Origin of the sequence: Stenotrophomonas sp. SBJS02 (assembly GCF_020428325.2) — a bacterium.
In the GTDB taxonomy this organism is placed as follows: domain Bacteria; phylum Pseudomonadota; class Gammaproteobacteria; order Xanthomonadales; family Xanthomonadaceae; genus Stenotrophomonas; species Stenotrophomonas africana.
In genome coordinates this window covers 4557581-4571824 of sequence record NZ_CP109812.1, presented here as the reverse complement: position 1 = coordinate 4571824, position 14244 = coordinate 4557581, and the positions used below count along the sequence as shown (strand labels likewise).

General features: G+C 68.6%; 11 protein-coding genes and 1 pseudogene. 5 read left to right on the top strand and 7 right to left on the bottom strand.

Annotation, left to right across the window (positions count from 1 at the left end; genetic code table 11):
* Positions 1–2: 2 nt before the first annotated feature.
* Both FQS62_RS21080 and dinG read left to right on the top strand, forming a co-directional pair.
* Positions 3–356: a hypothetical protein gene (locus FQS62_RS21080; RefSeq protein ID WP_049445074.1), complete on the top strand. Its 354-nt coding sequence runs from the start codon at positions 3–5 to the stop codon at positions 354–356.
* Positions 357–523: 167 nt separating this feature from the next.
* Complete coding sequence (gene dinG / locus FQS62_RS21075; protein ID WP_088479485.1) at positions 524–2626, top strand: ATP-dependent DNA helicase DinG; 2103 nt, start codon at positions 524–526, stop codon at positions 2624–2626.
* Positions 2627–2730: 104 nt separating this feature from the next.
* Here the strand turns inward: dinG and ilvD are convergent.
* Positions 2731–4568 (bottom strand): annotated as a pseudogene (gene ilvD / locus FQS62_RS21070) (dihydroxy-acid dehydratase).
* Between the two features lie 318 nt (positions 4569–4886).
* Between ilvD and FQS62_RS21065 the strand changes: the two are divergent.
* Genes FQS62_RS21065 through FQS62_RS21055 form a run of 3 tightly spaced genes read left to right on the top strand, consistent with a single transcriptional unit; the run spans position 4887 to position 7304 of the window.
* A complete protein-coding gene (locus FQS62_RS21065) occupies positions 4887–5459 on the top strand; it encodes a DUF1190 domain-containing protein (protein ID WP_014038869.1) in 573 nt (190 codons plus the stop codon).
* A gap of 7 nt (positions 5460–5466) precedes the next feature.
* Positions 5467–6645 (top strand): glutathionylspermidine synthase family protein, encoded by a 1179-nt coding sequence (locus FQS62_RS21060; RefSeq protein WP_088479487.1) that lies wholly within the window; start codon positions 5467–5469, stop codon positions 6643–6645.
* Entirely contained in the window at positions 6645–7304 is a 660-nt protein-coding gene (locus FQS62_RS21055) for a hypothetical protein (protein ID WP_049444235.1), read from the top strand. Before FQS62_RS21060 ends, FQS62_RS21055 begins: the two co-directional genes overlap by 1 nt.
* 104 nt (positions 7305–7408) lie before the next feature.
* Here FQS62_RS21055 and FQS62_RS21050 read toward each other — a convergent pair whose 3' ends face one another.
* Genes FQS62_RS21050 through FQS62_RS21025 form a run of 6 tightly spaced genes read right to left on the bottom strand, consistent with a single transcriptional unit; the run spans position 7409 to position 14152 of the window.
* The gene (locus FQS62_RS21050) at positions 7409–8707 is read right to left on the bottom strand and encodes a DUF58 domain-containing protein (protein WP_099588955.1); all 1299 of its coding nucleotides are present in this window, start codon (positions 8705–8707) and stop codon (positions 7409–7411) included.
* Entirely contained in the window at positions 8704–9690 is a 987-nt protein-coding gene (locus tag FQS62_RS21045) for an AAA family ATPase (protein WP_012512415.1), read from the bottom strand. Before FQS62_RS21045 ends, FQS62_RS21050 begins: the two co-directional genes overlap by 4 nt.
* Positions 9687–10871, bottom strand: coding sequence for a DUF4350 domain-containing protein (locus FQS62_RS21040; RefSeq protein ID WP_208043414.1), 1185 nt, complete (start codon positions 10869–10871; stop codon positions 9687–9689). Before FQS62_RS21040 ends, FQS62_RS21045 begins: the two co-directional genes overlap by 4 nt.
* Positions 10868–12484, bottom strand: a complete 1617-nt coding sequence (locus tag FQS62_RS21035; protein ID WP_208043413.1) for a DUF4129 domain-containing protein — start codon at positions 12482–12484, stop codon at positions 10868–10870. Before FQS62_RS21035 ends, FQS62_RS21040 begins: the two co-directional genes overlap by 4 nt.
* Positions 12474–13466, bottom strand: a complete 993-nt coding sequence (locus FQS62_RS21030; protein ID WP_049444246.1) for a stage II sporulation protein M — start codon at positions 13464–13466, stop codon at positions 12474–12476. Before FQS62_RS21030 ends, FQS62_RS21035 begins: the two co-directional genes overlap by 11 nt.
* Complete coding sequence (locus FQS62_RS21025; RefSeq protein ID WP_049444247.1) at positions 13463–14152, bottom strand: RDD family protein; 690 nt, start codon at positions 14150–14152, stop codon at positions 13463–13465. The genes FQS62_RS21030 and FQS62_RS21025 overlap by 4 nt, the downstream gene beginning before the upstream one ends.
* Positions 14153–14244 lie beyond the last annotated feature (92 nt).

The window sequence follows — 14244 nt, the reverse complement described above, 5'->3', positions numbered from 1 at the left end:
CGATGGACAGCACAACGTTGATGGTGACCGTGCTGAGCATGGTCGGCGTGCGCCTGCCGGTGCTGATCGCGCTGTGCATCGGCCTGGTCTGGGTGGTCGGCGCACCGCGCGATGCCACCCGCACCGGCGCCCTGGTCGGCCTGGTGCTGTTGCTGCTGTCCAGCCTGGGCGGCCTGGCGGCGGGTGTCCTGCCGATGTGGCTGGTCAGCAGTGGCAACTTCAGCGCCATCTCAGGCATGGGCACCATCCTCGGCGTGCTGCATTTCGCCCTGGCGATGGTCGAGGCCATCGGCGTGGTGCTGCTGGTCTGGGCACTGGTGCGCCTGCTGCGTAGCCGTACGATCCCGGCCACCTGAGCGGCAGCGCCGGGCCATGCCCGGCGTATCTGCTCCTGGGATGGTCCGGCCACTGGACCGGGACCGCCAGCGGGCGTCGTCGCTGGCCCGTTCAGGGTGCCAGCAGCAGTGAACGTGGCCGGCCATGCGACAATGACCGGCCTGATCCAGCCACGGTAATTCCCGGCGTGACCGAAACCGTCGCCGCTCCGCGCACGCTTGATGACGCCTTGAAGGACGCGATCCGCAAGGCGTACACGACGCTGCAGGCCAATACACCCGGCTTCTCCACCCGCCGCTCGCAGAGCCAGATGATCGGTGTGGTGTCGCGCGCGCTGTCGAAAAGCGGTGGCGTCGGCGTGGTCGAGGCGCCCACCGGTGTCGGCAAGAGCCTGGGCTACCTCACCGCAGGTGTACCGATCGCGCTGGCCACCAAGAAGAAGCTGGTGATCAGCACCGGCACCGTGGCCCTGCAGTCGCAGCTGGTCGAGCGCGATATCCCGAATTTTCTCAAAGCCACCGGCCTGGAAGCGACCGTGGCGCTGGCCAAGGGCCGTACCCGCTACCTGTGCACGCGCAATGCCGCCGAGGCGCAGGGCGAGGGATCGCAGGGCGGCATGTTCGAGGATGACGCGCCACTGTTCGACCGGCCGCTGGCGCCGATCGAGATGGACATCGCCAAGCGCCTGACTGACGCCTTCACCGGCGGCAGCTGGGACGGCGACATCGACAACGCACCGGAGACCATCAGCCCCGGCCTGCGCAGCCGCATCACCACGCCGGCTTCGGGCTGCGCGGGGCGTCGTTGTGCCTATTCGGCGCAGTGCGCGGTGCTGCGCTCACGCAACACGGTGCGCGACGCACAGATCGTGGTCACCAACCACGCGCTGCTGCTGTCGGCGCTGTCGATCGGCGACAGCGACAATGGCCAACCGTTGATCGCGCCGCCGTCGGACATGCTGCTGGTGCTGGACGAAGGCCATCACATCGGCAACGTGGCGATCGACCAGGGCGCGGCCAGCCTGGCGCTGGACGAGATGGCCAAGCGCACCGGCCGCCTGCAGATCCTGATCGCCGGTGCCTACCGCGCGGTCGACAAGGATCGCCTCGGCAACCTGTTGCCGAACGAAGCGATCGAAGTCGCCAGCAACGTGGCCAAGCAGCTGCGCGCGTTCCGCGATCACATCGAGCGGGTGTGGATGCCGGCACCGGCGGACGAAGAGCCGATGTGGCGCGCGGCCAACGGGCGCCTGCCCGAGGCTTGGCGCGAGCCGATCGAGGCCCTCGCCGACGATACCCGCAGCCTCTACAACTGGGCGCACGCCGCCACCGCGCAGGTGGCCAAGGGCAAGCCGGACGATGCCGCGCGCGAGCGCCTGCAGCGCAACCTGGGCATGGCGCTGGAAATGATCGAGCAGCAGTACAACCTGTGGCAGGCCTGGCGCCGTGAGGACAAGGACGGCGCGCCGCCGATGGCGCGCTGGGTCACCGCTACCCGCGATGGCGACCTGGTGCTGCACGGCTCGCCGGTATCGGCCGCGCACGTGCTGCGCAAGCTGCTGTGGGATGAAGTGGACTCGGTGGTGATGACCTCGGCGACGCTGACCGGCGGTGGCGACTTCCAGTCGCTGGCGATCGACAACGGCATCCCCGAAGAGGCCGAGATGGTCTCGCTGTCGTCGCCGTTCGACCTGCCCAACCAGGCCGAGCTGATCGTGCCGAAGTTCCCGGTCACCCCGGACGACCGCGAAGGCCACCCGCGCGAAGTGGCGCGCTACCTCGATACCGAGCTGGACTGGGCCAAAGGCTCGATGGTGCTGTTCACCTCGCGCTGGAAGATGGAGAAGGTGGCCGGGCTGATGTCGGCCCCGCGCCGCAAGCAGGTGCTGGTGCAGGGCGAGATGTCCAAGACCCGGCTGATCGACGAGCATCTGCGCCGCGTGGCCTCAGGTGAGGGCTCGGTGCTGTTCGGGCTGAACTCGTTCGGCGAAGGCCTCGACCTGCCCGGCGAAGCCTGCACCACGGTGGTGATCACCCAGGTGCCGTTCGCAGTGCCGACCGACCCGCAGACCGCCACCCTCAGCGAGTGGTTCGAAGGGCGCGGGTTGAATGCCTTCAACCTGATCGCCATTCCGCATGCGCTGCGCACGCTGACCCAGTTCGCCGGCCGCCTGATCCGCACTTCCACCGACACCGGCCGCGTGATCATCCTCGATTCGCGGCTGCTGACCCGCCGCTACGGCAAGCGCATCATCGACGCGCTGCCCCCGTTCAAGCGCGTGATCGGCTGAGAAAAGGGGACGGAGGGGATTAAGTCGTTTGTGCCTCAAACGACTTAATCCCCTCCGTCCCCTTTTCCAGATGCCGGCCAGCGGCCGGCGCTACCGGATCGGCATCAATCGCCGAGCAGCGCGGTGTTGCGTACGGCGCCCTTGTCGGCGCTGGTGGCGAGCAGGGCGTAGGCCTTCAATGCGCTGGTGACCTTGCGCGGGCGCGGCGCACGCGGTTTCCAGCCGCGTGCATCAGCGTCGGCGCGGCGTTGGGCCAGCGTGGCCTCGTCCAGCAGCAGATCGATGCGGCGGGCGGGGATGTCGATGCGGATGCGGTCGCCATCTTCCACAAGGCCGATGACACCGCCACTGGCCGCTTCCGGTGAGACGTGGCCGATCGACAGGCCCGAGGTGCCGCCGGAGAAGCGGCCGTCGGTGAGCAGCGCGCACTGCTTGCCCAGTCCCTTCGACTTCAGGTAGCTGGTCGGATAGAGCATTTCCTGCATGCCGGGGCCGCCCTTCGGACCTTCGTAGCGGATCACCACCACCTCGCCCGGCTGCACCTCGTCGGCGAGGATGCCGGCGACGGCGGCGTCCTGGCTTTCGTAGACGCGCGCGGGGCCTTCGAACACGTGGATCGACTCGTCCACGCCGGCGGTCTTCACCACGCAGCCATCCACGGCCAGGTTGCCGCGCAGCACGGCCAGCCCGCCTTCCAGCGAATACGCATGCTGCAGCGAGCGGATGCAGCCCTCGGCGCGGTCCACGTCCAGCGTCGGCCAGCGCGTGGCCTGGCTGAAGGCCTCCTGGGTGGGGATGCCGGCCGGGCCAGCCTTGAAGAACGTATGCAGGGTGTCGTTGTCACTGCGCACCACGTCCCAGCGTTCCAGTGCGTCCGCCAGGCTGGCGCTGTGCACGGTCGGCACCGTGGTATCGAGCAGGCCGGCACGGTCCAGTTCACCCAGGATGCCGAACACACCACCGGCGCGGTGCACGTCCTCGATGTGGTACTTCGGCGTGTTCGGCGCCACCTTGCAGAGCTGCGGTACGCGCCGCGACAGCGCGTCGATGTGGGTCAGGTCGAAGTCGACCTCCGCTTCCTGTGCGGCGGCCAGCAGATGCAGGATGGTGTTGGTGGAGCCGCCCATGGCGATATCCAGGGTCATTGCATTGGCGAACGCGGCCTGGGTGGCGATGCCACGCGGCAGTGCCGTCGGATCCTCGCCGCCATACCAGCGGTGGCAGAGTTCGACGATCAGGCGGCCGGCGCGGCGGAACAGCGCTTCGCGGTCGGCATGGGTGGCCAGCGTGGTGCCGTTACCGGGCAGCGACAGGCCCAGCGCTTCGGTCAGGCAGTTCATCGAGTTGGCGGTGAACATGCCCGAGCAGGAACCGCAGGTGGGGCAGGCGCTGCGCTCGAACGCCGCGACCTTCTCGTCGGAGGCGCTGTCATCGGCGGCCACCACCATCGCATCGACCAGATCCAGCTTGTGCTCGGACAGCCTGGTCTTGCCCGCTTCCATCGGCCCGCCGGAGACGAACACCACCGGGATGTTCAGGCGCAGCGCGGCCATCAGCATGCCAGGGGTGATCTTGTCGCAGTTGCTGATGCACACCAGTGCGTCGGCGCAATGCGCGTTGACCATGTACTCCACGGCGTCGGCAATGATCTCGCGGCTGGGCAGCGAATACAGCATGCCGTCGTGGCCCATCGCGATGCCGTCGTCCACGGCGATGGTGTTGAATTCCTTGGCGACGCCACCGACCTGCTCGATCTCGCGCGCGACCAGCTGGCCGAGGTCCTTCAGGTGCACGTGGCCAGGCACGAACTGGGTGAAGGAGTTGGCGATGGCGATGATCGGCTTGTGGAAGTCGCCATCCTTCATGCCGGTGGCACGCCACAGGCGCGGGCGCCGGCCATGTTGCGGCCGGCGGTGGAGGTGCGGGAACGGTATTCGGGCATGGCTGGCGGAACGGGCGGGCCGTACGACGTGGGGGTCGCCTGATCATGGCCAATTTTTTCGGTTGCTGCTGCAACCACCGGATCACGCCCCCGCAACCGGACCCACCCCGCCTTCGACAGTTTCCTGCGATCTGTCGGGGCCGGCGCTCTGCTCCTGGTAGGTGTCGACCTTGGTCGACACGGTAGATCCACGCCATGCGTGGATGATGGGGAATGACGAAAATGAAAGTCCGTTCATCTTTCGGACTTTGCCGATTCCGGTTGCTGGTCAGGATTTGGCATCATTGGGGCATTGATCCGTCGACAGGGCATGAGGCCATGAAACGTTCCCGCACCACCGCGCTGCTGCTGATGAGCGCCGCGCCGCTGCTGTTCACCGCCTGCCAGAAGGAGCCGGAGGTGAAGGTGCAGGAAGGCCTGTACACCTCGGTTGAGGCCTGCACCGAGGCCACCGGCGATCCGTCGTCGTGCCGCAATGCCTTTGCCGAAGCGCAGAAGCAGGCCGCCGATGCCGCGCCGAAGTACGCCAGCAAGGAAGCCTGCGAGAAGGACTACAAGCCGGAACAGTGCGTGCAGCAGCACACCTCGGCCGGTACCTCGTTCATCGGCCCGATGATGATGGGCTTCTTCATGTCGCAGATGCTGAGCAACCGCGGTGGCCTGGCCCCGCAGGCGCCGGCGGCGTCGCCGGCCTACCAGGACAAGAGCGCCGGCTGGGCGCGCCCGGCTCCGGGCGGCAGCGGCGGCCTGAACACCGCCAGCGGCATCGGCGCCGGCAAGGCCGGCCTGGCCCCGGTCACCAGCGAGCCGAACCGTGCGGTCACTGCCAGCCGTGGTGGCTTCGGCAACACCAGCGCGCGCCGCAGCACCAGCGGCAGCTACGGCGGCTGATCGACCCATGCAGCGCATCCGGATTGCCGAGCGTGCCCAATGGCGGGCGCGCGCGGAAGAGGCGGGTTTCCGCTTCCACACCATCGACGGCCAGCCGTACTGGGATGAAAGCGCGTACTACGCGTTCACCCTGCGCCAGATCGAGCAGGACATCGAAGACCCCAGCGCCGAGCTGCACCAGATGGCGCTGGACCTGGTCGGCGATGTCATCGCCAGCGAACGGCTGATGGACCAGCTGGCGATTCCGTCGCACTACCGCGACTGGATCGCCGACAGCTGGCGCCAGCGCCAGCCACACCTCTACGGCCGCCTGGACCTGGCCTATGACGGCACCGGCCCGGCCAAGCTGTACGAACTGAACTACGACACGCCGACCTCGCTGTTCGAGGCCAGTTTCTTCCAGTGGCAGTGGCTGGAAGACCAGCGCAACGCCGGTCGCCTGCCGCAGCATGCCGACCAGTTCAACGCCATCCACGAGGCGTTGGTCGAGCGTTTCGGCGAACTGGCCACGCAGCTGCCACCGCCGCTGTATTTCAGCGCGGTGGGCAGTTCCGAAGAAGACCGCGGCACGGTCGACTACCTGCGCGACTGCGCCTCGCAGGCCGGCCTGCATGGCCAGGCCATCGCCATCGAGGATATCGGCCTGTCCAAGGACGGACGCTTCACCGCGCTGGATGATTCGGTGATCGGCACCCTGTTCAAGCTGTATCCACTGGAAGACCTGATGGCCGAGGAATTCGGCCGCGCGCTGCCCGGCTCGGGCGTGCAGCTGCTGGAGCCGGCCTGGAAGGCGGTGCTGAGCAACAAGGGCATCCTGCCGCTGCTGTGGCAGCGCAACGTGGGCCATCCGAACCTGCTGGAAGCGCATTTCGATGACGGCAGCACGCTGGCGTCGGGCTGGGTGCGCAAGCCGCTGTTCTCGCGCGAAGGCGCGAACATCGAGATGCATCTGGCCGATGGCAGCACCCAGCGCAGTGACGGCCCCTACGACGGCCCGGCGATCATCCAGCGCGCGCATCCGCTCACCCGCTTCGAAGGCGGCTACCCGCTGATCGGCAGCTGGGTGATCGGTGACCACGCCTGCGGCATCGGCATCCGTGAGGACGACAGCGCGATCACCCGCGACAGTGCGCGCTTCGTGCCGCACGCGATCGTCGATGAGGCGCCGACGCGGATCTACGTCTGATGGCGGTGCGGCGCAATCGCGACCTGCGGCCTGCGCCACTGCCGGGTCGGCATCTGGATGACGGCCACGCCCTGTGGCGCTATTCGGACCGGATCGCGGTGCGCTGCCATCGCTGCGATACGCCCGGCTGGGTGGTGGGGACGTCGGAATCGCGACGTTTCCGCTGCCTGGGCTGCAGCGCATCTCTCGACAGTGGATGCAGCTGTGGTTGCTGTGTTGCGGGCGACTGGGTCGGACCAGTGCGCTACAGCGGCTATCGTCCCTGCGGATACTGTGGGCACAAATGGGTCCGCGTCGAGCTGCACCGCGCGCGTGCAACGTCGCCGTTGCGGACGCTGGCGGCGGACTGCAGTCAGTGCGGACGCAGCAGCGAGGTGGAGGTCACGCTGTCGCGGTGGCGTGGCAATGAGGCGATCGACCCGCACTTCGGCATGCCGCTGCGGTTGATCGAAAAGACCGCGGCGGGCGTGCTGTGGGCCTACAACGAGGCCCATCTGCAGGCACTGCACGATTACGCTGCCGCGCCTCTGCGCGAGCGCGCGGGCGTCACCAATGGCTCGATGTTTTCGCGCCTGCCGCAGTGGATGAAGCTGGCCCGCAACCGGGTGCTGCTGCAGCGTGCGGTGGAGCGGTTGCAGCGGCGGTTGTTGCAGGGGTAATGCCGGCCGCTGGCCGGCAACCGGTGTTGCTGGATGCCGACCTTGGTCGGCGCTGTGGGTTTCGTGCCAACCAAGGTTGGCACCCACCAGAGCGATCACTGGTATCAAAGCAGCCCTTCGCGCTTCACCGCCAGGTAGCGCTCCACCAGTGCGCCCGGCAGGGCATCGGCGGTCACGTCGAGCACCATGACCTTTTCGCTGCGCAGCGCGTCGTGCGCCTTCGCGCGCTGCTGCAGGTACAGCGCCGCTGCACCGGCCTGGGTGGCATCCTCCAGCGTCTGCACTTCGCCCTCCAGCACGCCGTCCAGCTCGCGCTCGCGCAGGCTGGCCACGCATACCAGGTGGCGCCGCTGCAGCAGGCGCACCGCCGCCAGCAGGTCTTCGATGTCCTCGTCGCGCACGTTGCTGACCAGCATCACCAGCGCACGCCGGCGCTGGCGCAGCGATACCTCGGTGGCGGCGGCCAGATAATCGGTGGCCACCGCGCGCGGCTGCAGGTCGTAGCTGGCGCGCAGCAGGTGCTCGACCGTGCCCATGCCGCGCTGCGGCGCCACCCAGCGGCGTTCGCCGCCGGCAGCGAACAGGCCGGCGGCATCGCCCTGGCGCAGCGCCAGGTAGGCCACCACCAGCGAAGCGTTCAAGGCATGGTCGAAGTGCGAAAGCCCGCCTTCGCTGGCCAGCATGCGCCGGCCACTGTCCAGCATCAGCAACAGCTGCTGGTTCTTCTCGTCCTGGTACTCGCGCGAGATCAGCTTGCGCGCACGCGCGGTGGCCTTCCAGTCGAGCTGGCGCAGGCTGTCGCCGATGCGGTACTCGCGCATCTGGTGGAAGTCGGTGCCTTCACCCCGGCGGCGCTTCACGTGCGCACCGACCAGCCGCGAGGCCTGGTCGGCACTGAACAACGCAAAGCGGGTGAGCGGCACGAAGTTCGGATAGACACGCACGTCCAGCGCGGGGGGCAGCGTGCGTTGCTGCCACCACAGGCGCCACGGCGAGCGCATGCGCAGGTGCACGCCCTCGAAGCGGAAATGCCCGCGCTGCAGCGGCTGCAGATGGTAGCGCAGGGTGGCAGCGGTGCCCGCCTGCAGGTGCACGCGCTGTGGCAGCGATTCCAGCGGCCAACCGCCGGGCACCAGGTCGAACACCTGCACCGTCATCGACGCGTCTGCCTGCAACCGCAGTGCAGCCTCGCGGCGCACGCCCAGTGCCAGCGCTTCGGGCAGTTCGCGCTGCACCTGCGGCGACGGACGCCGTGACTGCCGCCACAGATCCATCAACGCCGGCACGGCAATCGCCAGCGCCGCCAGCGCCCAGCTCCAGCGCGGCAGCAACCCGCCCAGCACCAGACCGCCCAGGGCAGCCCAGGCCAGCAGCAGCGCCAGCAGCAGCGGGGCCGGCCTCATCGGCGCGGTGCTTCCACCTTGGCCAGCAGCGCGCCCAGCACGTCGTCGGCGTCCTGGCCTTCGATCTGCAGTTCCGGGGCCAGCGCAATGCGGTGGCGCAGCGCCGGGCGCGCAATGTCGCGCACGTCGTCCGGCGTGACGAAGTCGCGGCCGGCCAGCACCGCCTGCGCGCGCGAGGCACGCACCAGCGCGATGCTGCCGCGCGGACCGGCACCGACCGCGATGCCCGGCCACTGCCGGGTAGCGGCCACAATCCGTACCGCGTAGTCGATCACTTCGTCATCGACGGTGATCGCCGCGGTGGCACGCTGCAACTCCAGCAGTTCGCCGGCACCGAGCACGCGTGGCACCTGGCTCAGGTCGAAATCGCTGGCGGCACGACCACTGGTGATCGCGGTCACCATGCGCTTCTCGTCCTCCAGCTGCGGGTAGTCGATCAGCACCTTCAGCAGGAAGCGGTCCAGCTGTGCTTCCGGCAGCGGGTAGGTACCTTCCTGCTCCAGCGGGTTCTGCGTGGCCAGCGCCATGAAGGGCGGCGCCAGGGTGAAGGCCTTGCCTTCGATGGTCACCTGGCCTTCCTGCATCACTTCCAGCAGTGCCGACTGGGTCTTGGCCGGTGCACGATTGATTTCGTCGGCCAGCAGCAGGTTGGTGAACACCGGGCCGCGGCGGATCTTGAAGCTCTCGCTTTTCGGGTCGTACACCGCGTGGCCACTGACGTCGCTGGGCATCAGGTCGGGGGTGAACTGTACGCGGCCATAGTCCAGCTCCAGGGCCTGTGCGAGTGCGCGCACCAGCAGGGTCTTGCCCAGCCCGGGCACGCCCTCGATCAGTACGTGACCACCGGCCAGCAGGGCCACCAGGATCTGGTCCAGCACTTCGGCCTGGCCGATGAAGGCGTGGCCGATGGCATCGCGGATGGCATCGACGCGTTCAATCAGGCGGGCGTTGGCGGCCGCCGGCAGCTCGGGGACTTCGGTCATAGCAGGGATCTCATCTGGAGCAGCAAGCGGATGCGCTCGCGCAGGGCGGAGGAATCGTGTGGCGGAGGGGGCGTGAGCGCGCTGGCGACGCGGGCCTGCGGCCATTTCAGCAGCTCGGCGATGGCCTGATCGCGTGGCGCACCCTCCAGTGCGGCGGCAATCGGTGCGCGCAGGCGCAGGCGGTGCAGGAACAGAGCGAGCACGGCCTCGTACAGGCGTATGCCGTGACCGAAGCGCAGCAGCAGTTCGCCACTGGCGCGCACGTGCTCCAGCAGCGAACGGCGTTCCAGTACCGGTGACGGCAGCAGGCTGCCGAAGCGCTGCGAGCGGCTCCACAGCCAACCCAGCAGGGCCAGCAGCAGCGGTGCCCACAGCGGCCAGCCCTGATAGAACATGCGCGACCATAGCGACGGCGGGCGGCTGGCATAGACCAGCCAGACCGCACCCTTGCCGTAGTTCGGATCGAGCAGGTAGCGGGTCAGGTCGCGATGGGCAGGATCGTGCAGGCCGTCGCTGGCCTTGCCTGCGGCAGAGGCCAGGCGCGCCGCCGGTGAGTCCACTTCGCCGCGCATGAACTCCATGTCGGCCAGCACGCTCACTCTGCCCTGGCCATGGCGCAGGCGCGCGAACACCAGGTCGCGATCCGTGCCCCAGCGGCGTTCGGCCTGCGCACTGGCCGCAAACCCTAGAGTGAAGCGGCGGCCACCACAGAATTCGACGTGGCCCGGATCGTCGTCGACATGGAAGGCCTGGCAGTCGCTGCGCTGGAACAGGCTGTCCACGCCCAACTGATCCAGCAGGGGGCCCTGCGTGCTGCTGGCATCGTCCTCGGCCGGTGGCGGTGTACGCACCAGCAAGTGGCCGCCCAGGTCCACCCAGTCCAGCAGCTGTTTCACCGCCGGCACCGGCAGTTCGCTGCTGTCCTGCAGCAGCACCACCGTGTCATGGCGCCCCAGCGTCATCTGCCGCAGTTCCAGACGCGGCCGTGAGTGCACCTGGATGCCATCGGCGCGCAGGGCCTGGCCGAGTACATACAGCGGGTTGTAGGCGGCCTCGCCCTGTGGCGGCAGCCGGATCGTCTCGGTCACCCGCTCGTGCGTGCGCAGGTAGAGGATGGTCAGCGGTACGCCGAACAGCACCAGTGCACCGAGCAGCAGCGACCAGAACAGGCGCGGACTCATGCCTGCCACCCGAACTGCTGGCGCAGGGTATCGGCCAATGCATCGAAATCGGCACGACTGGGCAGGCGGCCACCGTAGGCGGCGTACTGCCACATGCGCACGATGCGTGCGAACAGGTCGCGGTCACTGGCCTCGGGCATGCGCCGCGAAGCGCGCAGGCATTGCGCTTCGGTGGCACCGGGTGGAAGCGCGATACCGCTGCGCTCGCCCACCGTGCGCACGCTGGCGCGGTACAGCAGGGCCAGCGCCTGCCGCGGCCGGCCCTGGTCCCACAGCAGGCCGGCCTGGGTGGCCACGTCCGGCGGCAGAACCACCGGCAGTTCCACCTGTTCCTCCAGCACCTGCGGTGCTGCCTCGGCCTTGCGCCGGCCACTGCCCCGCAGCCACGGCAGCCACAGCCGCGCGGTCAGCAACAACACCAGCAGCAGGATGCCGAGCAGGCCCCACAGGCCCCATTCGGCCAGCCGCGCCAGCCAGGCGATGCCATCCTTGCGCGCTTTGCGTTCACCTTTGCTGTTGGTGTCACGCTGCAGCTGCTTGTCTTCCTTCTTCTTTTCCTCGGCCTGCTCGATCGGCTTCCAGCGCGTGACCTGGCGGGTCGGGCGCTGCAGCGGGTCTTCATAGGCGCGGTTCACTGCCTGACGGAAACCGGCGGTGTCCACCGGCGTACCGCCGAAGATCATGGCCGGGGTATTGGCCGGGTCGTTGGCTGCAGTGGCCGGTTCTTCCGCGCTGTCCTCGTCCACCTCGGCATCGTCGGCCTGCTCAGCGACCGTCTGCGCCTGCTGCGCATGAACCGGCGCGGAGGCCAGCGGCAGGGCAAGGCACAGCAGCAGCGCCAGCGTCGACGCCGCCGGCAGCAGGCGATCGCGCAGGCGGCGCAGGGCGATCTCCACGTCCCACGCTTCCATCTGCGTACGCCGGTTCAAGTACAGGCCGAAGCCGGCGCCGACGTAGAACGGTCCGATCAGCACCGAGGCCAGCCAGCACGCCAGATTGAAGCCCGCCCGCGCCCATGCGGGTGTGTCCTGGCCGATCATGTCCCATGCGGCGCGCCAGGATTCGGACATCAGCTCCAGCGGCATGAACATGAACACCGCACCGATCCCGCCTGACACCAGCACCGCTTCGAACGCCATGCAGGTCAGTGTCAGCACCATTGCCGCACCTGCGGCGCCGACCGCCACCGCGCGTCGGCGTGGACCGCGCTGGCCAGGCGTGTTGCCTTCCAGCAGGTTCACCGGCAGGCACAGGCTGCGCAGCACGCTGAAGCGGCGCCAGCCCAGGTAGCCCCAGAAGCCGCTGTTGCCCCAGTGACCCTGCGCGCGCAGCGCCGCCAGCGTGCCGACCGGTTCGCCGAAGATGCCGCGCGACAGCACGTACAGCGGCGCACGCTCGAACAGTGGCTTGCACCACCACATCGCCAGCCACGCCCAGCCGAAGGCATCCAGCCACCAACCCAGTGCATTGAAGATCACGAACAGCGGAGCGCTGGCCAGCAGCCAGCTGCCCCATACCGCACGTGCGTGCCGGCGGGTGAGGGCACTGCCCAGCTCCATCGCTTCCCAACCGCTGCGCGCGCGCAGCACCACGTCCAGACGGTCAATGCGCATCGCCGCCTCCGCGTCCGCCGCGCCACAGCCACAACAGCACGCCGACCCAGAGCACGCCGGCCACGCTGAACTTGCCCCATGCGGGTACTTCGGCGATTGATGACCAGAAGGCTTCGATGAAGGCGGCGACCAACAGCATGAAGGCGACCCCGAGGCACAGCCGCGCGCCGATGCGGCCACCGTCGACCAGTGCATCCAGGCGGCTGCGCCGGCCGGGGGCCAGCAGCTTCATGCCCAGCTGCAGGCCGGCACCGCCGGCGATCACGATCGCAGTCAGCTCGAAAGCGCCATGGCCGACCACGAAGCGCCAGAACGGGCTGCCGTGGCCGATGTGCTGCAGGTGGCCGGCCACCGCACCGATGGTCACGCCGTTGAACAGCAGTACCAGCAGCGTGCCCAGCCCGGCCAGCAGGCCGCTGGCGAAGGTGCGCAGGGCGATGCTGATGTTGTTCATGACGTAGTGGCCGAACATCATCCAGTCGGTGCCGCTGTCGCGTCCCAGGCGCTCGGCCGCGGGGTCGTACATGCGCTCCATCTCAGCGATCTGGCGGTTGTCCATCAGCATGTGGATCAGATCCGGATAGACCTGCACCAGCACGAAGCAGGCCACTGCTGGCAACGCGAACATCAGCAGTGCCACCCACATGCTGCGTGCCTGGCTGCGCACCAGCAGCGGGAAGTCGGCCACCAGGAATTCCAGTGCCGCGCGCCAGCGCGTTGGCCGCGTGCGGTACAGCACACTGTGGCCCTGCTGCATCAGCTGCTGCAGGCGCTGCACCAGCTGTGGGCTGTAGCCGCGCTCACGGGCCAGCGCCAGCTGCTGACACAGGCGGCGGTAGCGCTGTGGAACGGCGGTGTCGTCCAGTGCCAGCCCGCTGGCCTTGCGCCGCGTGCGGCGCGAAGCACCGGCGCGCAGCAGCAGCCAGTGCTCCAGGTCCTGCCATTCCTGCTGGTACCGGGCGACGAACTGTTCCTGCTTCATCGCCGCCCCAGCAGCCAGTTGGCCATGGCATACAGGCGCAGCACGGCGACCTGGCCGTGGGTGCCGGTGAGGGGCTCGGCAATGCCGGCCAGCTCCTGCTGGCGCGCCGCCGACAAGCGGGGCGCGCGCTCGGCAAAGGCCATCAGCGCCGCTTGTTCATCCGGGCGCAGCGGCTGCGGCGGGGCCAGCACGCTGTCGATGGTGGGTGGCGGCGGCAGGTACAGCGCAGGCGCGTGCACCACCACGGTGCCGGCCACCAGGTCACCCAGGCGGCGGCCATGCGGGTCGAACAGGCTGCTGATCAGGCCCAATGCATAGCCGAACGGCAGCATGTCCACGGTACGCAGCAGGTTACGGGTGATCGACGCCATCCAGCCCACCGGTGCGCCATCGCGCGACAGCACGCGCAGGCCCAGTGCGCGCTTGCCGAGGGTACGGCCCCACAGTGCCTCGCAGATGATCGGGTAGGCCCAGTAGACCAGGAACATCAGCACCAGGTAGAGGCCGGAGCCGAACTTGTCCAGCAGTGCCAGCGGGATCGACATCAGCACCAGCACCGCGATGCGCACACCGAGATCCACCAGCCAGGCCATCGCCCGCGGCAGCGGGCCGGCGGCCGGCAACTGCAGCAGCACACCCTCCGGCGTCACCACCTCGCGGTAGGTATCGAGCATCGGCGCGGCCATCAGTGCGATGGCCTTGGTTGTGGGCGGCGGAGTCCTCTCCGGCAGGCAGCCACAGGCATGGGGGTCTCGACAGGTCCTGGTCGGGCCCAGAC